Annotated in this window: 25 protein-coding genes and 3 tRNA genes; 19 read left to right on the forward strand and 9 right to left on the reverse strand. The window is 69.2% G+C overall.

Going from position 1 to position 21249, the window contains the following annotated elements:
* The first annotated feature begins 52 nt into the window (after positions 1 to 52).
* On the forward strand, positions 53 to 1456 hold the full coding sequence (locus ACO2Q0_RS12365) for an amidase (protein ID WP_423351823.1): 1404 nt from the start codon (positions 53 to 55) through the stop codon (positions 1454 to 1456).
* Here ACO2Q0_RS12365 and ACO2Q0_RS12370 read toward each other — a convergent pair.
* From ACO2Q0_RS12370 to ACO2Q0_RS12390, 5 genes are all read right to left on the reverse strand, one after another.
* Positions 1453 to 2229, reverse strand: coding sequence for an ABC transporter permease (locus ACO2Q0_RS12370; RefSeq protein ID WP_423351824.1), 777 nt, complete (start codon positions 2227 to 2229; stop codon positions 1453 to 1455). The genes ACO2Q0_RS12365 and ACO2Q0_RS12370 overlap by 4 nt on opposite strands.
* Positions 2226 to 3098, reverse strand: coding sequence for an ABC transporter permease (locus ACO2Q0_RS12375; protein ID WP_423351825.1), 873 nt, complete (start codon positions 3096 to 3098; stop codon positions 2226 to 2228). Before ACO2Q0_RS12375 ends, ACO2Q0_RS12370 begins: the two co-directional genes overlap by 4 nt.
* Positions 3095 to 4060, reverse strand: a complete 966-nt coding sequence (locus ACO2Q0_RS12380; protein ID WP_423351826.1) for an ABC transporter ATP-binding protein — start codon at positions 4058 to 4060, stop codon at positions 3095 to 3097. Before ACO2Q0_RS12380 ends, ACO2Q0_RS12375 begins: the two co-directional genes overlap by 4 nt.
* The gene (locus tag ACO2Q0_RS12385; RefSeq protein ID WP_423351827.1) at positions 4057 to 5145 is read right to left on the reverse strand and encodes a polyamine ABC transporter substrate-binding protein; all 1089 of its coding nucleotides are present in this window, start codon (positions 5143 to 5145) and stop codon (positions 4057 to 4059) included. Before ACO2Q0_RS12385 ends, ACO2Q0_RS12380 begins: the two co-directional genes overlap by 4 nt.
* A gap of 376 nt (positions 5146 to 5521) precedes the next feature.
* The gene (locus tag ACO2Q0_RS12390) at positions 5522 to 6046 is read right to left on the reverse strand and encodes a hypothetical protein (protein WP_423351828.1); all 525 of its coding nucleotides are present in this window, start codon (positions 6044 to 6046) and stop codon (positions 5522 to 5524) included.
* A gap of 79 nt (positions 6047 to 6125) precedes the next feature.
* Here ACO2Q0_RS12390 and ACO2Q0_RS12395 point away from each other — a divergent pair, with 79 nt between their 5' ends.
* Positions 6126 to 6479: a DMT family protein gene (locus tag ACO2Q0_RS12395; protein ID WP_423351829.1), complete on the forward strand. Its 354-nt coding sequence runs from the start codon at positions 6126 to 6128 to the stop codon at positions 6477 to 6479.
* Here ACO2Q0_RS12395 and ACO2Q0_RS12400 read toward each other — a convergent pair.
* Positions 6476 to 6949, reverse strand: a complete 474-nt coding sequence (locus ACO2Q0_RS12400) for a hypothetical protein (RefSeq protein WP_423351830.1) — start codon at positions 6947 to 6949, stop codon at positions 6476 to 6478. The two genes, ACO2Q0_RS12395 and ACO2Q0_RS12400, sit on opposite strands and share 4 nt — an antisense overlap.
* Positions 6950 to 7150: 201 nt before the next feature.
* Between ACO2Q0_RS12400 and metG the strand changes: the two genes are divergently transcribed.
* A complete protein-coding gene (metG, locus tag ACO2Q0_RS12405; protein WP_423351831.1) occupies positions 7151 to 8869 on the forward strand; it encodes a methionine--tRNA ligase in 1719 nt (572 codons plus the stop codon).
* A 32-nt stretch (positions 8870 to 8901) separates the two neighbouring features.
* On the opposite strand, the gene ACO2Q0_RS12410 is transcribed toward metG, so the two are convergent.
* Both ACO2Q0_RS12410 and rlmB read right to left on the reverse strand, forming a co-directional pair.
* Positions 8902 to 9615 carry a TerC family protein gene (locus ACO2Q0_RS12410; protein WP_423351832.1) on the reverse strand — a complete coding sequence of 238 codons (714 nt, stop codon included), beginning with the start codon at positions 9613 to 9615 and terminating at the stop codon, positions 8902 to 8904.
* Positions 9616 to 9654: 39 nt separating this feature from the next.
* Positions 9655 to 10452 carry a 23S rRNA (guanosine(2251)-2'-O)-methyltransferase RlmB gene (rlmB, locus tag ACO2Q0_RS12415; protein ID WP_423351833.1) on the reverse strand — a complete coding sequence of 266 codons (798 nt, stop codon included), beginning with the start codon at positions 10450 to 10452 and terminating at the stop codon, positions 9655 to 9657.
* A 136-nt stretch (positions 10453 to 10588) separates the two neighbouring features.
* Between rlmB and ACO2Q0_RS12420 the strand changes: the two genes are divergently transcribed.
* The 4 genes from ACO2Q0_RS12420 to ACO2Q0_RS12435 all read left to right on the forward strand — a co-directional run bounded on the left by ACO2Q0_RS12420 (position 10589) and on the right by ACO2Q0_RS12435 (position 13026).
* Positions 10589 to 10674: transfer RNA gene (locus tag ACO2Q0_RS12420), tRNA-Tyr, on the forward strand.
* Positions 10675 to 10728: 54 nt separating this feature from the next.
* Positions 10729 to 10802, forward strand: a tRNA-Gly gene (locus tag ACO2Q0_RS12425).
* 40 nt (positions 10803 to 10842) lie between these two features.
* A complete protein-coding gene (gene tuf / locus ACO2Q0_RS12430; protein ID WP_423351834.1) occupies positions 10843 to 12033 on the forward strand; it encodes an elongation factor Tu in 1191 nt (396 codons plus the stop codon).
* 159 nt (positions 12034 to 12192) lie between these two features.
* Positions 12193 to 13026: a hypothetical protein gene (locus ACO2Q0_RS12435; protein ID WP_423351835.1), complete on the forward strand. Its 834-nt coding sequence runs from the start codon at positions 12193 to 12195 to the stop codon at positions 13024 to 13026.
* On the opposite strand, the gene ACO2Q0_RS12440 is transcribed toward ACO2Q0_RS12435, so the two are convergent.
* Entirely contained in the window at positions 13023 to 13307 is a 285-nt protein-coding gene (locus ACO2Q0_RS12440; RefSeq protein ID WP_423351836.1) for a hypothetical protein, read from the reverse strand. The genes ACO2Q0_RS12435 and ACO2Q0_RS12440 overlap by 4 nt on opposite strands.
* 140 nt (positions 13308 to 13447) lie before the next feature.
* On the opposite strand from ACO2Q0_RS12440, the gene ACO2Q0_RS12445 reads away from it, so the two are divergent.
* The 12 genes from ACO2Q0_RS12445 to ACO2Q0_RS12500 all read left to right on the forward strand — a co-directional run bounded on the left by ACO2Q0_RS12445 (position 13448) and on the right by ACO2Q0_RS12500 (position 21082).
* Positions 13448 to 13523: transfer RNA gene (locus tag ACO2Q0_RS12445), tRNA-Trp, on the forward strand.
* Between the two features lie 67 nt (positions 13524 to 13590).
* Positions 13591 to 13893 (forward strand): preprotein translocase subunit SecE, encoded by a 303-nt coding sequence (gene secE / locus ACO2Q0_RS12450; RefSeq protein WP_423351837.1) that lies wholly within the window; start codon positions 13591 to 13593, stop codon positions 13891 to 13893.
* Positions 13894 to 13900: 7 nt separating this feature from the next.
* On the forward strand, positions 13901 to 14473 hold the full coding sequence (nusG, locus tag ACO2Q0_RS12455; protein ID WP_423351838.1) for a transcription termination/antitermination protein NusG: 573 nt from the start codon (positions 13901 to 13903) through the stop codon (positions 14471 to 14473).
* A 9-nt stretch (positions 14474 to 14482) separates the two neighbouring features.
* Complete coding sequence (locus ACO2Q0_RS12460) at positions 14483 to 14911, forward strand: GxxExxY protein (protein ID WP_423351839.1); 429 nt, start codon at positions 14483 to 14485, stop codon at positions 14909 to 14911.
* Positions 14912 to 15094: 183 nt separating this feature from the next.
* Complete coding sequence (gene rplK, locus ACO2Q0_RS12465; RefSeq protein WP_423351840.1) at positions 15095 to 15526, forward strand: 50S ribosomal protein L11; 432 nt, start codon at positions 15095 to 15097, stop codon at positions 15524 to 15526.
* Positions 15527 to 15529: 3 nt separating this feature from the next.
* Positions 15530 to 16219 carry a 50S ribosomal protein L1 gene (gene rplA, locus ACO2Q0_RS12470; protein ID WP_423351841.1) on the forward strand — a complete coding sequence of 230 codons (690 nt, stop codon included), beginning with the start codon at positions 15530 to 15532 and terminating at the stop codon, positions 16217 to 16219.
* Between the two features lie 264 nt (positions 16220 to 16483).
* Positions 16484 to 17314, forward strand: coding sequence for an enoyl-CoA hydratase-related protein (locus tag ACO2Q0_RS12475; RefSeq protein ID WP_423351842.1), 831 nt, complete (start codon positions 16484 to 16486; stop codon positions 17312 to 17314).
* Positions 17311 to 17784, forward strand: coding sequence for a hypothetical protein (locus ACO2Q0_RS12480; protein ID WP_423351843.1), 474 nt, complete (start codon positions 17311 to 17313; stop codon positions 17782 to 17784). Before ACO2Q0_RS12475 ends, ACO2Q0_RS12480 begins: the two co-directional genes overlap by 4 nt.
* Positions 17785 to 18077: 293 nt before the next feature.
* Complete coding sequence (rplJ, locus tag ACO2Q0_RS12485) at positions 18078 to 18593, forward strand: 50S ribosomal protein L10 (protein ID WP_423351844.1); 516 nt, start codon at positions 18078 to 18080, stop codon at positions 18591 to 18593.
* A gap of 45 nt (positions 18594 to 18638) precedes the next feature.
* On the forward strand, positions 18639 to 19028 hold the full coding sequence (gene rplL, locus ACO2Q0_RS12490) for a 50S ribosomal protein L7/L12 (protein ID WP_423351845.1): 390 nt from the start codon (positions 18639 to 18641) through the stop codon (positions 19026 to 19028).
* 95 nt (positions 19029 to 19123) lie between these two features.
* Complete coding sequence (locus tag ACO2Q0_RS12495; RefSeq protein WP_423351846.1) at positions 19124 to 20191, forward strand: helix-turn-helix domain-containing protein; 1068 nt, start codon at positions 19124 to 19126, stop codon at positions 20189 to 20191.
* A 90-nt stretch (positions 20192 to 20281) separates the two neighbouring features.
* The gene (locus tag ACO2Q0_RS12500) at positions 20282 to 21082 is read left to right on the forward strand and encodes a sterol desaturase family protein (protein WP_423351847.1); all 801 of its coding nucleotides are present in this window, start codon (positions 20282 to 20284) and stop codon (positions 21080 to 21082) included.
* The last annotated feature ends 167 nt before the right edge of the window (positions 21083 to 21249 follow it).

Genomic DNA, 21249 nt, shown 5'->3' on the forward strand with positions numbered 1-21249 from the left:
GGTCCCGCCGCCGCCATGTGCTTCGCTGCTCCCAATGACAGGGGAGGAGCCGATGCGGTTCGAGGACTACCGGAAGCACGACGCCCTCGGCCTGGCCGATCTGGTTCGCCGCGGCGAGGTTTCGGCCGACGAGCTGCTGGAGACGGCGCTCGCCCGCAAGGCTGAGGTCGACCCGCAGATCAACGCCGTCACGAGCGACCTCTCGCAGCGCGCAGCAGGCGCAGCTCCGGCCGAGGGGCCGCTCGCCGGGGTCCCGTTCCTGCTGAAGGACCTCGGCGCCCAGCTCGAGGGGACCGTCACCTCGGGCGGCTCGAAGCTGTTCGCCGACGCAGTCGCGCCCGCCGACAGCGCCATCGTGCAGCTCTACAAAGCGGCAGGCCTCAACATCTTCGGCAAGACCAACACGCCGGAGTTCGGCCTTTGGCCGGTGACCGAATCCGAGCACCTCGGCGTCTGCTGCAATCCCTGGGACCTCGGCCGCACGCCGGGCGGGTCGTCGGGCGGAGCTGCGGCGGCGGTCGCCGCGGGGATCGTCCCGGCCGCGCACGCGAGCGACGGCGGCGGCTCGATCCGGACGCCCGCAAGCTGCTGCGGCCTGTTCGGGATGAAGCCCTCGCGCGGACGGGTCAGCTTCGCGCCCGCCGGCGAAGGCTGGGCCGGCGCTTCGATCCAGCACGCCGTGACCCGTTCGGTGCGGGACAGCGCCGCGTTGCTGGACGCGGTCTGCGAGCCGCAACCGGGCGATCCCTACTTCCTGCCGGCGCCCGAGCGGCGGTTCCTGGAGGAGGTGCGGCGAGACCCCGGCCGGCTGCGGATCGGCTTCACCAAGGCGGCGCTGCAGTCGACAGCCCTGGACCCGGAGTGCGCCGCCGCGGTCGTGGACGCCGCCCGCCTGTGCGCCGAGCTCGGCCATGAGGTCGAAGAGGTGACGGTTCCGGGCGACCTGGCGGGCATGCAGGCCGCCGCGGGCCTGGTCATCGCGGCGAGCGTCGCGGCCACCCTCGACGCCGAGGCTGAGCGGCGCGGCCGAGCGGTCGAGGCTGGCGAGGTGGAGGGCCTGACCATGGCCACCTACCGGCGCGGCAAGGGGGTGGGCGGGGCCGATTATGTGCGGGCGCTGGCGACGCTGCACGCCTTCGGGCGCGACATGGCCGCGCTGTTCCAGACCTACGACGTGCTGCTGCTCTCGACGCTGGGGCGTCCGCCGATCCCGATCGGCTGGATCTTCGAGGAGACCGGCGAGATCACGGAGCGGCTGTTCAGCTTCATGCCCAACACCCAGCCGTTCAACAACACCGGCCAGCCGGCCATGACCGTGCCGCTGGCCTGGAGCGCGTCGGGCCTGCCCATCGGCATCCAGTTCGTCGGCCGGATGGGCGACGAAGCCGGCCTGTTCCGGCTGGCGGGCCAGCTCGAGCGGGCGAGGCCCTGGTTCGGCCGCGTGCCGCAACTCTAGGCGCGCCTGCGCTGCTGGACGACGTAGGCGCCGATCACCGCCGTGGCGACGAGCCCGATCAGCAGGGTGGAAATGGCGTTGATCTCGGGGTTCACGCCCAGGCGCACCTGGCTGTAGAGCCGCATGGGCAGGGTGGTCGCGCCCGGGCCTGAGGTGAAGCTGGCGATCACCAAGTCGTCGAGCGAGAGGGTGAAGGCCAGCATCCAGGCCGCGGCGACGGCGGGTGCGATGTTGGGCAGGGTGACGGTCAGGAACGCCCGCCAGGGCGGGGCGCCCAGGTCCTGGGCGGCCTCCTCAAGGCTGCGGTCGAAGCTGGACAGGCGGGCCTGCACGACCACGGTGGCGTAGGCGAGCGTCAGGGTCGTGTGCGCGAGGGCTACGGTCCAGAAGCCGCGCGCCACGCCCACGGCGACGAACAGCAAGAGCAGCGACAAGCCCAGGATCACCTCGGGCATGACGAGGGTGGCGTACACCATGCCGGCCAGGCCCGTTCGGCCGCGGAAGCGCCCGGCGCGGACGAGCGCCACCGCGGCGAAGGTTCCGAGGAGCGTGGCGAAGCTCGCCGAGAGCACGCCAACGCGCAGCGTCGTCCAGACCGCCTCGAGCATCTGCCGGTCGTGCAGGAGCGCCCGATACCAGCGCAGTGAGAAGCCGGACCAGACCGTCACCAGCCGTCCGTCGTTGAAGGAGTAGAGGATGAGGATGGCGATCGGGGCGTAGAGGAAGGCGAGGCCCAGGCCGACGGCCGCAAGGTTGAACGCGGACGGCCTCACCGCAGCACCTTCGCGGGCTGACGCTCGAAGAGCAGGATCGGGACGAGCAGAGTGGCGAGCAGGGCGACGGCGACGGCGGAGGCGGCCGGCCAGTCGCGGTTTGCGAAGAACTCGGTCCAGATCACCCGGCCCAGCATCAGCGTCTCGGAGCCGCCCAGCAGGTCGGGCACGACGAACTCGCCCGCCATCGGGATGAAGCAGAGGAGGGCGCCGGCCGCCACGCCCGGCAGCGATAAGGGGAAGGTCACGCTCCAGAAGGCGCGCACGGGCGAGGCGCCCAGATCGCGCGCGGCCTCGACGAGGCGCGTGTCTCGCCGCTCCAGGACGGCGTAGAGCGGCAGCACCATGAAGGGCAGGTACGCATAGACGAGGCCCAGGATCACGGCGGCCTCGGTATTGAGCAGGTTCACCGCCGGAAGGCCGAGCGCTCCCAGGCCCGCGTTCAGCAGGCCGGCCGGCTTGAGGATGGCGATCCAGGCGTAGATGCGGATCAGGAAGCTGGTCCAGAACGGCAGGATCACCGCCATGACCAGCGCCTGTCGTGCCCGCGGCGGGCAGCGGGCGATACCGTAGGCCATGGGGTAGCCGACCAGCAGCAGGAGCAGGGTGGCCGTCCCGGCGATCCGGAGGCTCGAGACATAGGCGTCGAGGTACAGGCGGTCGGCGGCGAGGCGGGCGTAGGTCTCGAAGTCGAGCCCGGCGACGAAGGCGTCCAGACGGTCCCAGGCGAACCGGGGCGCGTAGGGCGGGATCGCGAGCGCGGTGTCGGACAGCGACAGCTTCAGCACCAGCAGGAACGGGAAGGCGAAGAACGCCGCCAGCCAGACGGCGGGCAGGATCGCCGCGAGGCGGGAGCGGTCGCGCCTCATTCCGCAAGCCTCGCCGCGGCGTCCGCCGGCCAGCTGACGTGGACGGTCGATCCGACCGACAGCGGGGGCTCGCCGGCGAGGTTGGCGCGGCTGGCGCGCAGGCGGCCCTGGGCGGTCTCGATGACGTAGCGGGTGCGGTCGCCGAAGTAGGCGGTCTCGACCACGCGGCCCTCGATCCCGGTGTCGCCGAGCACGACGGTTTCGGGCCGGACGGCGACCCAGCCGGCGCCGTCGGGCAGCACGTTCACTTCGCCGAGGAACTCCGCGACGGCGCGGGTGGCGGGGCGCTCATAGACCTCGCGGGGCGCGCCCACCTGGGCGATCCGGCCCGCCTGCATGACCGCCAGGCGGTCGGCCATGGCGAGCGCCTCGTCCTGGTCGTGGGTCACGACCAGGAAGGTGAGCCCAAGCCGGCGCTGGAGAGCGACGAGCTCGGCTTGCGTCTCCTCGCGCAGCTTGCGGTCGAGGGCGGCCAGCGGCTCGTCCAGCAGCAGGATGCGGGGGCGCGGCGCGAGCGCGCGAGCCAGGGCGACCCGCTGCTGCTGGCCGCCGGAAAGCTGGTGCGGCTTGCGGCCGCCGAGGCCGTCCAGCTTCACGAGGGCCAGCATCTCCGCGACGCGGGAGTCGGCCTCCGGCTTCGGAAGGCCGCGCAAACCGTAGGCGACGTTCTTCGCAACGCTCAGGTGCGGGAAGAGCGCATAGCTCTGGAACATCATGGTCACCGGCCGCCGGTGCGGGGGCAGGGCGGCGATGTCCTGTCCGTCGAGCAGGATGCGTCCGGCGTCCGGCGCCTCGAAGCCGGCGAGCAGACGCATCAGCGTGGTCTTGCCGCAGCCGGACGGGCCCAGCAGGGCGAAGAACTCGCCCTCCCCAACGGCGAGGTCCACGCCGTCGACAGCCGCGTGGTCGCCGAACCGCTTCGTCACGCCTTCGAAGCGGACGATCGCCCTGTCTTCGCTCATCGGCCGGTCAGCACCCTTGTCCACTGGCGGTTCACGTCGCGCAGCAGGGCCTGGTCCTTGGTGGTGGTGACGAACAGGCGCTTGGCGAGCTCGGGCGTCGGATAGACGTTCGGATCGTTGCGAACTTCCGCGTCGACGAGCGGCGTCGCCGCGGCGTTGGCGTTGGCGTACCGTGTGTAGTCGGAGGCCTTGGCGATCACCTCCGGCCTCAGCATGAAGGCCAGGAACCGGTGGGCCGCCCCGGGATTGGGCGCGTCCTTCGGGATGGTGAAGACGTCGAACCAGATCTGGCTGCCTTCCTTTGGGACGGCGTAGGCGAGCTTCACGCCGTTCTTCGCCTCTTCGGCGCGGGCCTTGGCCTGCAGCACGTCGCCCGAATAGCCGACCGCCACGCAGGCGTCGCCGTTGGCCAGGGCCTCGATGTATTCCGAGGAGTGGAACTTGCGGACGTAGGGGCGGGCCTTGAGCATCAGGTCCGTGGCCTGGGCGTAGTCGGCCGGGACCTTCGAATTGGGGTCCTTGCCCAGGTAGTTCAGGGCGACGGCGTACATGTCTTCGGAGGCGTCGAGGAAATAGACGCCGCAGTCCTGCAGCCTGGCGAGGTTCTTCGGATCGAACACGACGGCCCAGCTGTCGATCGCCACGCCCGGCAGGCGCTTGGCCACCTCGGCGGTGTTGTAGCCGATGCCGATCGTGCCCTGCATGTAGGGGACGGCGTAGCCGCCTCCGGGATCGAAGGCGGCGAGCTTCGCCATCAGCTCGGGCGACAGGTTCGACAGGCCCGGCAGCTTCGCCTTGTCCAGCGGCTGGATCGCGCCGGCGGCGATGTAGCGGGGCAGGTTGTGGTTGGAGGGGACGACGAGGTCGTAGCCTGTGCCGCCCTGCAGGACCTTGGTCTCCAGCACCTCGTTGGAATCGAAGGTGTCGTAGGTGACCTTGATCCCTGTCTCCTTGGTGAACTGCTCGAGGAGGGCTGGGTCGATGTAGTCCGACCAGTTGTAGATGCGCAGCTCTTCGGCTGGCTTGCCGCACGCGGCGAGCAGCAGGGCCAGACCCAGCGCCAGAACCTTGCCGATATCCCTCATGCCCATCCCCCGCTTCGCCCAGAGGGAAGAAGCCCGCTCGGCCGCGCGAGTGCAAGGGGCGGTCGGCGTGGATCGGCCACGAACGACGCGAACGAACAGGAAGGGGGCGCTGCGAACCACTGAGCCGTCATGGGCGGACTTTTCCCGGCCGTTCAGGTGCGCGGGCGCGCGCCGGCGCCGGCTTTTTTAGAACCACGAACGAACACGAACCCACACGAACGGGACGGCGCATGCGGTGCGAGCCCGGAAGCGCAGGGGCTTGCGGGATGAGGCGCGCCGGAGGCGCGCGACAGGGCTGAAGCTCTGAGGGACGACGACCAACCGCGCTGTTCGTGTTGGTTCGTGCTTGTTCGTGGTCGATCCTGCGGCGCCGGGATCAGGCGGAGTTCTGGAAGCCCTCGCGGGCCTCGGCCGCTTCCGCCTCGGGATATGAGGGCGGCGGCTCGGCCCTGAGGTCGAGCTTTGCGATCAGGCGGTCGGCCTGCTGTTCGACGGTGAGGTCGAGGAAGCGTTCGTCGAGGCTTTCGAAGTCGAGGACGCGGTCGTACTCGGCGAGAAGGCCCTCGTCCTCCCAGTCCGCCTCGCGCCAGGTGAGGGTCTCGACACGGTGGCGGACCGCGTCCCAGCGGTCCTGGCTGCGCTCCCTGTGGGCGGCCTCGGCGCGGCGGGTCTCCTCACGGTCGAGGCTGCGGATGTCCTTCCGCAGCTTCACGCGCAGCGCATAGGTCAGGCGGATGGAACGGGCGCAGCGGTCGAGCGGCTCGGCCAGAGCCTGGAGCTCGGCGGCATCGTCCGAAGCCTCGACGCGGCCCTGGATCTTCTGGATCAGCGCGAACTGGACGTCGGCCACGGCCGCGAGGCGGGCGTCGATCTCCTCAAGCATGTCGGCGTCGCTGATCATGAACAAAAGGAGAACATAGGTCGCGCAGAAAGTCAAAAACTATCTGTCGCCCGGGCGACTGCGGCGCTACAGCGGCGGCATGCCTTCGATCTGGACCTTCGCCGCGCCCGTCCTGCTGCTGATCGGCTCGAACGTCTTCATGACCTTCGCCTGGTACGGCCATCTGAAGGTCGAGCACCGGCCGCTGTGGATCATCGTGCTGGTGAGCTGGGGCATCGCCTTCTTCGAGTACTGGCTGGCGGTGCCGGCGAACCGTATCGGCCGGCTCGCGTACGAGCCGGCCGAATTGAAGGCCATGCAGGAGGTGATCACCCTGGTGGTGTTCGCGATCTTCTCGGTGACCTACCTGGGCGAGAAACTCACCGTGAACCACGCCATCGGCTTCGTGCTGATCGCCGCCGGCGCCTTCTTCGTCTTCAAGGGGCCGCTTTAGCCCGCTGGCGGGACCATCACCGTGACCTCGTTGGTCTTGGACAGGAACCTGATGCCCTTCACCCTGCCGTCGGTGTAGCGGTTCCAGTGGCCGCTGACGTCGATGGGCGTGGCGGCCCCCTGGCCCCCCTGGGCGCCGGACGCGCTCGGAGCGGTCGCGATGACGTCGACCTCATAGATGCCGTCCGGCGGCTGGGCCGCGTAGATGCGCGGCAGGAAGGCCGGCGCCGTCCAGCCGGCGCTGGACGCGGTGGCCTTGGCGCTGAGGTTGAGACCGCCCGAGTGGCCGACCTCGACCGCACCCGACTGGACCGACAGCACCTGTTCCTGGCCGGCGTACATGGGGGCCGGGCGGGCCAGGGACTTCTTGGGCGGCGGCGCCGGGGTCGCCTCGGCCTGGCTGACCTGGCCTTCGCACGCGGTGAGAGACAGGCAGGCCAGCGCGCCCGCCACGAGAATGAACCTGCGCATGGTTCGCGTTTCCTCCGATGTCGGCGGCGTCTTGTTGTTCTCGACCCGGACATCCGACTCGGGGTCGCCGCCTCGCCCTGAGGCGGAGTTTGCGCCGATACCGGCGTTTGGCGAGCGTTTCTTGCGCCGGCCTCTTTGGCGAACCACCTGAGGCGGCCTATAAGCCGCGGTCCCTAGCCATACCCGACGTCCCGGAGCTCCATGTCCCGCATCCTGATCACCTCGGCGCTGCCCTACATCAACGGCATCAAGCACCTGGGGAACCTGGCGGGCTCGATGCTGCCGGCGGACGTCTATGCGCGTTTCAAGCGCGGGCAGGGCGACGAGGTGCTGTACGTCTGCGCCACCGACGAGCACGGGACGCCCGCCGAACTGGCCGCCGCGGCGGCCGGGCAGGACGTGCGCACCTACTGCGACGAGCAGCACGAGATCCAGAAGCGCATCGGCGCCGAGTTCGGCCTGTCGTGGGACTGGTTCGGACGGTCCTCCAATCCGCCCAACCACCGCCTGACCCAGCACTTCTGCGAGGCGCTGGAGGAGAAGGGCCTGATCGAGGAGCGGACGGATCGGATGATCTATTCGCTCGAGGACCGGCGCTTCCTGCCGGACCGCTACGTCGAGGGGACCTGCCCGCACTGCGCCTATCCGAAGGCCCGCGGCGACCAGTGCGACAACTGCGGGCGGCTGCTGGACCCGCTGGACCTGAAGGACCCGTATTCGGCGGTGTCGGGGTCGCGGAACCTGGAGGTGCGCGAGACGCGTCACCTCTACCTCCTGCAGTCGAAGCTCGAGGGGAAGATCCGCGCCTGGGTGGATTCGAAGACCGAGTTCCCGCAGCTCACCCGCTCGATCGCCTACAAGCACCTGGACGAGGGGCTGATCGACCGCGGCATCACCCGCGACCTCGCCTGGGGCATCCCGGTGACCAAGGGCGGCTTCCCGCGACCGGGTTTCGAGGACAAGGTCTTCTACGTCTGGTTCGACGCGCCCATCGAGTACATCGGCGCTACCGTGGAGTGGGCCGAGGCGACCGGGGCCGATTGGGAGCGCTGGTGGCGCACCGACAAGGGCGCCGACGACGTCCGCTACGTCCAGTTCATGGGCAAGGACAACGTCGCCTTCCACACGGTGAGCTTCCCGGCGACGCTGCTGGGCTCGGAAGAGCCGTGGAAGTCGGTCGACCTGCTGAAGAGCCTGAACTGGCTGAACTGGTACGGGGGCAAGTTCTCCACCAGCCAGAAGCGCGGCGTGTTCATGGACGCGGCGCTGGAGCTGCTGCCGGCCGACTACTGGCGCTGGTACCTGACGGCCAACGCCCCGGAGAGCGCGGACAGCCCGTTCACCTGGGAGCACTTCCAGAACACCGTGAACAGCGACCTGGCCAATGTGCTGGGCAACTTCGTCAACCGGATCTGCAAGTTCGCTGAAAGCCGGTTCGAGGGCGTCGTTCCGGCCGGCGGGACGCCCGGGCCGCTGGAGGAGAAGCTCTACGCCGACATCGGCGCGGGCCTGGCTTCGCTGACGGCGTCGCTGGACGCGATCTCGATCCGGCGGGCGGCGCAGGACGTGCGCGAGCTGTGGGTGACGGGGAACGCCTATCTGACCGAGGCCGCGCCGTGGACGGCGATCAAGACCGATCCTGAACGCGCGGCGGTGGTGGTGCGCACGGGCCTGAACCTGGCGGCGCTGTTCGGGCGCATCTCGCAGCCCTTCATTCCCTTCGCGGCCGAGAAGATCCTGGCGGCCTTCGAGGGCGCGCCGCGCGACTGGCCGTCGGCCGACGGGAAGGCGGAGCTGTCGCGGCTGGGTGCGGGCGCGAAGATCGCCGCGCCGCCGGTGCTGTTCGCCAAGGTCGAGGACGCGCAGGTGGCGGAGTGGACCGAGCGCTTCGGCGGGGCGGAGACGGATCAGCCCGCGTAAGGCCGGGAACGGCCCCGGCCTCGAACTGAGGTCTAGTGCGCCGGAGCCGGCGCCTTGGGGTGGGCTTCCATGAAGGTGGGCACGGCGGCGTTGAACGCCTCCGCATTGCCCGTGCGCAGGATCACGTCGTGCCCGCCCTCCCACATCATGTGCAGGGCGACGTAGAGCACGATGAGCAGGCCGACATAGCCGATCCAACGGTACTTGTGCAGCAGCCTGGCGATGGCGTGGGCGGCGACGCCCATCAGCGCGATGGAGAGCAGCAGGCCGAAGACGAGGATGGTCGGGTGCTCGCGCGCGGCGCCGGCGACCGCCAGGACGTTGTCCAGCGACATCGAGACGTCGGCCACGAGGATCTGGATCAGCGCGTCCTTGAAGCTCTTGGGCTTAACGCGCGGCTCGGTCGCGGGATCGGAATCCATCGCGGCCTGGGCGGCCTCTTCTTCCTGGATCGCCTGGTTGCGCAGCTCGCGCCACATCTTCCAGCACACCCAGAGCAGCAGCAGACCCCCGGCGAAGAGCAGGCCGACGATCCCGAGGAGCTGGGTGGTGACCAGCGCGAAGCCGATCCGTGTGACGACGGCCGCGGCCAGGCCCCAGAAGATCGCCTTGCGGCGCTGTTCCGGCGGGAGGCCCCCGGCGGCGAGGCCCACGGCGACCGCATTGTCGCCGGCGAGCACCAGGTCGATCATCAGGACCTGGAGGAGGGCGGAAAGGCCGCCGGGGCTGAACAGCTCTTCGAACATGCCGCCTCAATGCGTCAGGGGACGGCAGGCTGCAATAGCTCAGCCACGCGACCGGCTGGCTTCGTAGAGCGCGATGGCCGCGGCGTTGGAGACGTTGAGGCTTTCGAAGCCGCCGGGCATGGGGATCTTGGCCAGTTCGTCGCAATGCTCGGCGACCAGGCGGCGCAGGCCCTCGCCCTCGGACCCCATGACCAGCACGGTCGGGGCGCCGTCGAGGGCTTCCGCAAGGGTGCGGTCGGCGTCGCCCGCGAGCCCCACCGCCCGCCAGCCGGCGTCGGTCAGCTCGTCAAGCGCGCGGGAGAGGTTGACCACCCGCGCCACCGGCGTCCGCTCCACCGCCCCGGCCGCGGCCTTGGCGAGCGCACCGGTCAGCTTGGGCGCGTGGCGGTCCTGCAGCACGAGGCCGGCCGCGCCGAACGCCGCCGCCGATCGGAGAATCGCCCCGACGTTCTGTGGGTCGGTCACTTGGTCCAGCATGAGGATCACGGCGCCGGGCCTGGGCGCGAAATCGGCGAGGTCGACGTCGGGCAGGGCGCCGGGTTTCAGGGCCACGCCCTGGTGCACGGCGCCCTGGGGCAGGACATGGCCGATGGCCTGGTTGTCGGTCGGCTCGATGGGCGTGCGGCGGCCGAATCTCGCCTCGAGCTGCCGGGCGCGCTCAGGGGTGGCGAGCAGTCGCAACGGGGCGCCGCGGCGGTCGTTGGCCAGCGCCGCCTCGACGGCGTGCCAGCCCCAGATCCACTCGTCGGAGGGGGCTTCGCGAGGCTTGCGGAAGCCCGTTTGCGGACGGAATTTTTTCCCCTTCCGGGCGTCGTTGCGTTCGGGATGCGAGGCCACTATAAGACGCGCTCCAAATTGGGGCCCCCGGATGGGACGCCGCTTTTCAGGACTGTGTTGCCGGGCTCTTAGGCCCCTCGCGTCCCGAAGCGGAAGCCTTATTTCCGAGGGTCTCCGATGAGGCTCCAAGCGCGCTGGGGGAATGTCCCGAGTGGCAAAGGGGGGGGACTGTAAATCCCCTGGCGTCAGCCTTCGTAGGTTCGAGTCCTACTTCCCCCACCACGCGCCGGAGTGAATAGAAGCGTGAGGAGTTGCGGCGGCCCCGCACCGGTTTTGGCGGGTATAGCACAATGGTAGTGCAGCAGCCTTCCAAGCTGAGGATGCGGGTTCGATTCCCGCTACCCGCTCCAGCTCCTTTGGAACCCTAGATTTAAAAGCCGGCAGGATCCGATGGCCAAAGAGAAGTTCGAACGTAACAAGCCGCACTGCAACATCGGCACGATTGGTCACGTCGACCACGGCAAGACGACGCTGACGGCGGCGATCACGATCACGCTGGCGAAGTCGGGTGGTGCGACGGCGAAGAACTACGCCGACATCGACGCGGCGCCGGAAGAGAAGGCGCGCGGGATCACGATCAACACGGCGCACGTGGAGTATGAGACGAGCAACCGTCACTACGCCCACGTCGACTGCCCCGGCCACGCCGACTACGTGAAGAACATGATCACGGGCGCGGCGCAGATGGACGGCGCGATCCTGGTGGTGAGCGCTGCCGACGGCCCGATGCCGCAGACGCGCGAGCACATCCTGCTGGCCCGTCAGGTGGGCGTGCCGGCGCTGGTGGTGTTCATGAACAAGGTCGACATGGTCGACGACGCCGAGCTGCTGGACCTGGTCGAGATGGAAGTGCGCGAGCTGCTGAGCTCGTACCAGTTCCCGGGCGACGACATCCCGGTGGTGAAGGGCTCGGCCCTGGCGGCGGTGGAAGGCCGTGATCCGGAGATCGGCGAGAATGCGATCCTGGAGCTGATGGCGGCGGTCGACGCCTACATCCCGCAGCCGGAGCGTCCGATCGACCAGCCGTTCCTGATGCCGGTGGAAGACGTGTTCTCGATCTCGGGCCGCGGCACGGTGGTGACGGGCCGGATCGAGAAGGGCATCGTGAAGGTCGGCGACGAAGTCGAGATCGTCGGCATCCGCGACGTGCAGAAGACGACCTGCACGGGCGTCGAGATGTTCCGCAAGCTGCTGGACCAAGGTCAGGCGGGCGACAACGTGGGCGTGCTGCTGCGCGGCACCAAGCGTGAGGACGTCGAGCGCGGCCAGGTGCTGTGCAAGCCGGGCTCGATCACGCCGCACACCGAGTTCGTGGCCGAGGCCTACATCCTGACGAAGGAAGAAGGCGGCCGTCACACCCCGTTCTTCACGAACTACCGTCCGCAGTTCTACTTCCGCACGACGGACGTGACGGGGATCATCAAGCTGAAGGAAGGCGTGGAGATGATCATGCCCGGCGACAACGCCGAGCTGAACGTCGAGCTGATCACGCCGATCGCCATGGACCAGGGCCTGCGCTTCGCCATCCGCGAAGGCGGCCGGACCGTCGGCGCCGGCGTCGTGGCCAAGATCATCAAGTAAGCCACGCGCTCACAGCGTAGAGACCACGAAAGGCCGTCGGGAAAACCCGGCGGCCTTTTCTCTTGGCTGCATGACTTCTGTGTAATGACTTGGAATTAAAGTGCTTTCGGCCTGATGCGCTCCTAGCCTTCTCCTCGGGTTGTTCAGAAGGAGAGGGCCATGGGCCTCAGGATCGCGCTTCTCGCCGCAGCCGCCGCGCTGACCGCCGGCGCCGCTCAGGCCGCGACCGTCCAGTTCGATGACGCGGTCGCCCGCGTGACCGTCATCCCGGAGGCCCGCGCGGACGTGCGCGTGGAAATCCTCAAGCCGAACGCCGAGCTGCCGCTGCGCGTGACGACCTCGGGCGACCGCACGGTCATCTCGGGCGACCTCGGCTCGCGCCTGCGCGACTGCAACGGCAAGGGCGAGACCCGCAAGGTGCGCATCCGCGGCCTGGGCTCGGTCGACTGGCGCGAGATGCCGCAGGTGGTGATCCGCGTCCCGCGCGACGTGCGCATCGAGGCAGACGGCGCGGTGTTCGGCTCGATCGGCCGCTCGGGCAGCTTCGAGCTGCAGACCTCGGGCTGCAGCGGCTGGACCGTCGCCGACACGGCGGGCGCCGCCAAGGTGCGGGCGTCGGGCGCAGGCTCGGTGATGATGGGCGCGGCCGACCGGCTCGACGTGCGGATCTCGGGCGCCGGCAACGTGCACGCCACCCGCATCCGCCGGGGCATGCAGGCGGGTCTTTCCGGCGCGGGCGGGGTGAATGTCGACGAACTGACCGGGCCGGTGCAGGCCGACGTCTCGGGCGTGGGCCGCATCCAGGTGGCCGGCGGCCGCGCGACGACGCTGCGGGCTTCCGTCTCGGGCATCGGGGGCGTGGATTTCGACGGCGTCGCCGACAGCCTGGAGGCCTCGATCTCGGGCCTGGGCTCGATCCGGGTCGACGAGGTCAAGGGGCCGGTGCGCAAGTCGGTTTCGGGCGCCGGCAAGGTGGTGGTCGGCGGACCCTAGCCGCCGTCGCCCTGCGTCGAAGGCGGACCGCGGCGGCGCACGCCGTCGGTCTGGTCCGCCTCGGCCTGGTTCGGCGCGTGCGAGTCGCCCTGGCTCTCGCCCGACGCCGGATCGGTCAAGGTTTTGGACGTCCTGGCCTCGCCTTCCGAGCCCTTCGGCTCGTAGGCCGTGCGCTGCGGCCGGCCGGGCTTCTGCTCGTCGTCGCGGTTGTACGAGGGATCGTGCGGATGCGGCATGCCCTGGAAACGGCCCGGCGCGGCATTCGATCCGAGCCGCCGCACCCCATCGCTCCCTTGCGGGGGGAGGCGCTCGCTGCTAGATCACCCGGCTCCGGCGATGAGCCGCGCGCGCCGAAGGCCCAAGCCGGCTTCCGGCGCGCTGTTCATTGTCCGGAAGGTGGGCTCTCGAAGCTTCGCGCTTTAGGAGTGTAGCTCAGCTGGTAGAGCATCGGTCTCCAAAACCGAGGGCCGGGGGTTCGAGTCCCTCCACTCCTGCCACCCACCTATATGTACTGAACCGGGGCGGCGGCGGTCGTCGCTCCAAGAACGAGTTTGAAGACGCCGCATGGCCAGGAAACCGGGATCGAACCCGCAAGCGATGAGGAACCGCGCCGCCAAGACGGCCGCGGCCATGGCCTCGCCGGCTGCGGTCGCCCAGGCTCCGAAGAAGAAGGTGAGCCCGGCGCAGTTCGCCCGCGAGGTCCGCGCCGAGGTGCGCAAGATCACCTGGACGAGCCGCAAGGAGACCTGGATCACCTCGGTCATGGTGGCGATCATGGTCCTGTTGGCGGCGGCGTTCTTCTGGATCGTCGATTTCGTCCTGCGCATCGGCGTCAACGAGATCCTCAAGCTGGCGAACGCCGGGTGATTTGAAGATGTCCGAAGCCGCAGAAACCACCGCCACCAAGAGCAACCCGCGCCACAAGTGGTACATCGTCCACGCCTACTCGAACTTCGAGAAGAAGGTGGCCGAGAGCATCCGCGAGCAGGCCAAGCAGCAGGGGCTCGACGAGAACTTCTCCGAGATCCTGGTGCCCACCGAGGACGTGGTCGAGATCCGTCGCGGCCGTAAGGTCAACTCGGAGCGCAAGTTCTTCCCCGGCTACGTGCTGGTGAAGATGGAGCTCACCGACGAGGCCTACCACCTCATCAAGAACACCCCGAAGGTGACGGGCTTCCTGGGCTCGGGCTCGAAACCGATCCCGGTCTCGGAAAAGGAAGTCGAGCGCATCGTCGGCGCCATCGAAGAGGGCGTGGAGCGGCCGAAGCCGACCATCACCTTCGAGATCGGCGAGCAGGTGCGGGTCACCGACGGGCCGTTCGCGAGCTTCAACGGCTCGGTGGAACAGGTCGACGAGGAACGCGCCCGCCTGCGGGTCACCGTCTCGATCTTCGGCCGCGCCACGCCGGTCGAGCTGGAATACGGCCAGGTCGAAAAGATCGCGTAAGAGGTCGGCTTGGCGGAGTCGTCTGAAGGAGGACCGCCAAGACGCCAAGAACGCCAAGAGCCTTCGGCCGCCGCGGACGCGGCGGCGCGACAGGTGGTCGATGCAAGTCTCAAGGTTCACAAGGCGCTGGGGCCGGGCCTTCTTGAGTCCGTCTATGAGGCCTGCCTGCGGCATGAGCTCGCGCTGCGTGGCCTAAACGTCCGCTGTCAGGTTCCGCAGCCTCTCGAATACGAGGGCCTTCAACTTGATGCGGGATATCGGCTCGACCTCGTGGTCGAGGACCTGGTCATCGTGGAGGTGAAGGCCGTCGAAGCTCTTACGCGCATCCATGAGGCGCAATTGATCACATATCTGAAGCTCTCAGGCCTGAGGCTCGGACTGCTCATCAATTTCAACGTCGTCCTTTTGAAAGACGGGGTGCGCCGCCTGCTCGGCTGACTTGGCGGCCTTGGCGTCTTGGCGGTCAGCTTTCGAGGCAGTGATTGTCTCAGGGCCGCCGGACTGCTACATGCGCGCGCTTCGCGGGTTCGCCTGCGATTTCAAATCCGTGGGAGGGGGCGGCCAACGTAACCCCGCACCACGGCTCAAACCGGCCGGATCTCCCGGCCTTTGGAGGCAAAGATGGCCAAGAAGATTCTGGGCTACATCAAGCTGCAGGTGCCCGCGGGCTCCGCCACCCCGTCGCCGCCGATCGGCCCGGCGCTGGGTCAGCGCGGCGTCAACATCATGGGCTTCTGCAAGGAGTTCAACGCCCGGACCGAGAAGGAAGCGAAGGGCACGCCCCTTCCGACCATCATCACGGTCTACCAGGACAAGTCGTTCACCTTCGTCACGAAGACTCCGCCGGCGACCTTCTACATCAAGGAAGCCCTGGGCCTGAAGTCGGGCTCGCAGAAGCCCGGCCGCGACAGCGCCGGCAAGATCACCCGCAGCCAGCTGCGCGAGATCGCCGAGAAGAAGATGAAGGACCTCAACGCGAACGACGTCGAGGCCGCCGCCCGCATCATCGAGGGCTCCGCCCGTTCGATGGGCCTGCAGATCGTGGAGGCCTAAGTCATGGCGAAGCAACCGAAGCGCATGCAGAAGTGGACCGGCGACATCGCCGCCACGCACGGCCTCGAAGACGCCGTGAAGCTGGTGAAGGCCAACGCCAACGCCAAGTTCGACGAGACCGTCGAGATCGCCGTGAACCTGGGCGTCGACCCGCGTCACGCCGACCAGCAGGTCCGCGGCGTGGTCGCCCTGCCGTCCGGCACGGGCCGTGACGTCCGCGTGGCCGTCATCGCCAAGGACGCCAAGGCCGAGGAAGCCAAGGCGGCCGGCGCCGAAGTCGTCGGCGCGGAAGACCTCGTGGAGCGCATCCAAGGCGGCTTCATGGACTTCGACCGCGTCATCGCGACCCCCGACATGATGGCCCTGGTGGGTCGTCTGGGTAAGGTGCTGGGCCCGCGCGGCCTGATGCCGAACCCGCGCGTCGGCACGGTCACGCCGAACGTCGGCCAGGCCGTGAAGGACGCCAAGGGCGGCTCGATCGAGTTCCGCGTCGAGAAGGCGGGCATCGTCCACGCCGGCATCGGCAAGGCCTCGTTCACCGAGGAGCAGCTGCAGGCCAACGTGAAGGCGCTGGTCGACGCGCTGAACAAGGCCAAGCCGTCGGGCGCCAAGGGCACCTACGTGAAGAAGGTCAGCCTGTCCTCGACGATGGGCCCCGGCTTCAAGATCGACGTGGCCTCGCTGGGCGTCTGAGCCCGACGACCACGGTCGAGACGAGATCAGGGAGCGGCGGAAACGCCGCTCCCTTTTTCTTTGGTCAGAAGCAAGGACGCATCCGGAGGCCCGGCGAGCGCCGCAGGCGTCCTATTCACCGCCAGGACGCCAAGAGCGCCAAGAGGTCGGCGCCGAACCCCCTTGGCGTGCTTGGCGTCTTGGCGGTCGAACAGCAGAGCCTCCGCTCGCGCGGAGGCGAGAGCGGGCTTCCGATTTCACCGCGAGCTGGGCTCTAATGGCGGCATGGAGCTCAAGGCTGTCCGCTACGAAGTGACCGACGGGATCGCGGTCGTGACGCTGTCGCGGCCCAAGCGCCGCAACGCCTGGACCGGGCGGATGCACACCGAATACCGCTGGGTGCTGCGCGAAGCCGATCGCGATCCGGCGGTGCGGGTGATCGTCGTCACCGGCGATCCGGAGGGGCAGGCGTTCTGCGCCGGGGCCGACCTTCAGGCGCTGGAGGGGCATTCCGAGAAGGGCGGCTACGATCCTGGCACGCCCGAGGACATCGCCGAGCCGGGCTTCGGCGTCGATCCGGCCTTCGACGCGGCCTTCGCCTACCACTTCGGCGTGGGCAAGCCGATCCTGGCGGCGATCAACGGCGCGGCGGCGGGCGTGGGCCTGGTGCTGGCGGCCTTCGCGGACCTGCGGTTCTGCGCGCCCGGCGTGAAGTTCACGGCCGCGCACGGGCGGTTCAACTTCCCGGCCGAGTTCGGGCTCTCCTGGGTGCTGCCGAGGATCGTCGGTCTGACCCACGCCAACGACATCCTGCTCTCGAGCCGCGTCTTCACGGCGGAGCAGGCGATGGCGATGGGCTTCCTGAACCGAATCGTCCCGCCCGAGCGGCTGATGGAGGAGGCGCTGGCCTACGCCCGGGACCTGGCGCGCACAGTGGCGCCCGGCTCGGCGCGGGAGACCAAGCGGCAGATCTACCGCGACCTGCACCGCGACGCGGCGAGTTCGGTGCGAGCCGCCGAGGCGCTGCTGGAGCAGATGGCCCGCGAGCCCGACTACAGGGAGGGCGTGAAGGCCTGGATGGAGAAGCGCCCGGCGAACTGGGGCGGGCAGGGGTGAGCCCGGCTGACCTGGAGGCCCTGGTCCGTCGGCTCGCGCCCGACCTGGCGGCGCTGACGGAGCCTTGGACGATCATCGGCAGCGGGGCGCTGATGATGCTGGGGCTGCCGGTGGCGGACTGTCCCGACCTCGACGTCCTGACGACGGCGCGCGGCGCGTCGACGCTGGAAGCCGCCTGGGCCGGCTGGCGGCAGACGGACTATGCGCCGGATCCCGCCGCGGCGTTCCGCTCGCGCTTCTCCCGCTACCTCGCGCCCGAGGGGGCGGTGGAGGTGATGGGCGACCTCGAACTGCGCACCGCGGGCGGCTGGTCCCCGGTGAAGGTCCGCGCGACCGAGCCGCGCCGCTTCGGCGACCTGGACATCGCCCTGCCGACGGCGGCCGAGCAGCTGCGCATCCTGCGCGAGTTCGGGCGGCCGAAGGATCTGGCCAAGGCCCGGGCGCTGGAGACCTGGCTGGCGGCGGGTTGAACCGGCGGGCCGGTTCGTGTAAAGGCCCGCGCTTCGTCGATCCTCTCCGGAGGACAGGCGAGGACGGGCACGCCTTCGGGCATGTCCATCCTGTCCAAGAACTGCGCAGCCGCCGGGGCCACCGGAGGCCGTAACGCGGGGAAGAGCCCTTCCTCGGACGCAGGGAGACGGGAAGATGAAGTTTCGCCGCCGTCCGATCCGGATGAGCGCGAGGCTGCGGCTTCTCTCACAGGACAGGTTGCTTACCGGCGTGCGCAATCGCGCGTGCGTCGAACCTGAGTATGGAGACCGCAATGGACCGCGCTCAAAAGCAGGAAGCCATCGAGGCGCTCAAGGGCGTTTTCGACACTTCCGGCGCCGTGGTCGTGACCCACTACATGGGTCTGACCGTTGCGGAAATGACCGATCTGCGGGGCAAGCTGCGTGAGCAGGGCGCCCAGCTGAAGGTGGTGAAGAACACCCTGGCTCAGAAGGCGCTCGAAGGCGCGGCCGGTGAAGCGGGCGACGCCCTCTTCAAGGGCCCCGTCGCCATCGCCTTCGGCCCGGACCCCGTCTCCGCCGCCAAGGTCGCGACCCAGTACGCCAAGGACAACGACAAGTTCACTGTCATCGGCGGCCTGATGGGTCAGCAGGTTCTCGACCAGAAGGGTGTGAGCGCGCTCGCGACCCTGCCGTCGCTGGACCAGCTTCGCGCCAAGATCATCGGCCTCATCCAGGCGCCCGCGACCAAGATCGCCGGCGTGCTGCAGGCGCCGGCTGGTCAACTGGCTCGCGTCATGGGCGCCTACGCCGCCAAAGACGCCGCCTAGATCGTCATCTTCCCGACAAACCTCTGAAATCAAGGATCGAACGAAATGGCTAATCTCGAAAAGCTGGTCGAAGACCTGTCCGCCCTGACCGTGCTGGAAGCCGCTGAGCTCTCCAAGCTGCTCGAAGAAAAGTGGGGCGTCTCGGCCGCCGCTCCGGTGGCCGTGGCCGCCGCTCCGGGCGCCGGCGGTGGCGCGGCTCCGGCCGAAGCCGCTGAAGAGCAAACCGAGTTCACCGTTGTTCTGACCGCCGGCGGCGACAAGAAGATCAACGTGATCAAGGAAGTCCGCGGCGTCCGTCCGGACCTCGGCCTGAAGGAAGCCAAGGACCTCGTCGAAGGCGCTCCGCAGAACGTGAAGGAAAACGTTTCCAAGCAGGAAGCGGAAGAGATCAAGAAGAAGCTGGAAGAAGCCGGCGCCTCCGTCCAGATCAAGTAGTCTGGCTGGCGCGGGTCACCCGCTTCAGACGATCGAGGGCCGGGAGCGATCCCGGCCCTTTTTCGTGGCCGCCGCCGCCGTGGTAGGCTCGGCGCGTGACGGACTGGCCGCTCCTCCTCGACATGTTCATCCGCGGCGTCGCCGTGGGCGGCGTGCTGGCCCTGGCGCTCGCCGTTCAGCGCTCGGAGCTGAGCCGCGCGGTGCGGCTGGTCAGCCTCGCGTTCGGGATCAGCGCCGCGGCCTGGATCATCACCGAGTCCGACGCCCTGTGGGCGGCGACGGGCCACGCCCGGTGGCTGATGACGCTGGCGTGTCCGGTGGCGGGGTTCTTCTGGCTATTCGCCGCCGCCGTCTTCCGCGACCGGCCGGTGACTCCCCTGGCGCTCGTCCCCGTCGGCCTCCTCTGGATCAGCGGCTTCCTCATGGGGCCGGATCCCGCCGCGGCTCCCGACTGGCTTTGGGGCGCGCGCAACCTGTTCAGCGGGCTGCTGTCGCTGCACATCCTCTGGATGATCGTCGAAGGCTGGTCGGGCGACCTGCTGGAGGCGCGCCGGCGCCTGCGCGGGCCGGTGCTCGGCCTCGCGGCGACGTTCAGCGTGGTGATGGTCGTGCTGGCGATCAGCAACCGCATCCAGCCCAACGCGGCCGTCCGCTACGTCGACGTCGGCGAGCTGTACGGCGGGCTCGTCGTGGCGGTCCTGGCGTTGGCCAGCGCCATCGTGTTCCTGCAGGCCCGCGGCGAGGTCTTCGGCGCCCCGCGGCGTCCGGTGGCCGTGGACGCGAGGGCCGAGGCGGCGGACCGGACGCTGCTGCGCGAGCTCGACGCGTTCATGGCGAGCGAGGGATGGCGGACGGAGGGGCTCACCATCGGCGCGCTCGCGCAGGCGGTGGGCGCGCCCGAGCATCGCCTGCGCCGGCTGATCAACCAGCGCCTGGGGCACCGCAACTTCGCCGAGTTCCTGAACGCCCATCGGATCGAGGCGGCCAAGCGGCGGCTGGCCGATCCGGCGCAGGCGCGCGCGACGGTGGCCGCCATCGCCTATGACCTCGGCTACGGCTCGCTGGGGCCGTTCAACCGCGCCTTCCGCGCCGCCACCGGCGTCACGCCCACCGAGTGGCGGCGCCAGGCCCTGGCCTCGCCGGAATTGCAAGAAGCCGTCTGATTTCGAAATCGGCGAGGCTTTTCCAGCCGCGGCGAGACGTCGGCGGCGGGCGGGGCTCTCCTTTGCGGACATTGCAAGGGGATCGCCCATATGGACGCCTTTCTCGCCGACGCCGCCGCCGCCTGGCTGGCCGAGCTCAAGCCGACGCTCGAGCGCTACCTGATCTTCACCGTCGCCATATGGCTGGCGCTCTGGGTGGTGCTCAGGCCGCTGCTCGCGGCGCGAAAGATTCGGGACGCCACGCCGCCGGCGCGGCAGCTCGTCACCGAGGCGCTGTTCTCGCTGCGGACGATGGTGATCTTCGCCACGGCCGGCGTGGTCACCTGGTACATGCACCGGGCCGGCCTCTATCCGCTGACGCCGCTGGCCACGAGCTGGGGCGCGCCCTGGCTGGCGGTGTCGATCGTCGTCGGCGTCGTGGCTCTGGACGCCTGGTTCTACTGGACCCACCGGCTGATGCACGATCCCAGGCTGTTCCGGCGCTTCCACCGGCGGCACCACCGCAGCAACAACCCGTCGCCGTTCACGGCCTACAGCTTCGACATCGGGGAGGCGCTGGTGCTGTTCGGCTACGTCGTCGTCCTGCCGGCGGTGTTCCCGATGCACCGGGACGCCATGCAGTGGGTGATGCTGTACCAGATCGTCACCAACACCCTGCTGCACTCGGGCTACGAGCTGATGCCGGCGCGGCGGGACGGACGGCCGATGCTGGACTTCATCGTCACCACCACTCACCACGACCTGCACCATGCGCAGGCGGGCTGGAACTACGCCGCCTGGTTCACTTGGTGGGACCGGGTCTGCGGCACCGAGCATCCCGAGTACCTGGCGCGCTATGCCGAGAAGGCCTGGCGACCCTTCGGAAAGCCGGCGCTGCAGGCCGCGGAGTAGTCGGGAACTTCCGGCCGCCGTCCTGGGTTGGAGGGATGCGCGACCAGCGCAAGATCGGAAGCTAGCACATCCCGGGATCTGCCCGGGTTGACCCCAAGAGCGGCGTCGGACCCAAGGGTCCGGCGCCGCTCGCCCTTTGCGGCGCATTTTCTTGGCGCCGGGGGCTT

The organism is Phenylobacterium sp. VNQ135 (assembly GCF_049445735.1).
In the GTDB taxonomy this organism is placed as follows: Bacteria; Pseudomonadota; Alphaproteobacteria; order Caulobacterales; family Caulobacteraceae; genus Phenylobacterium.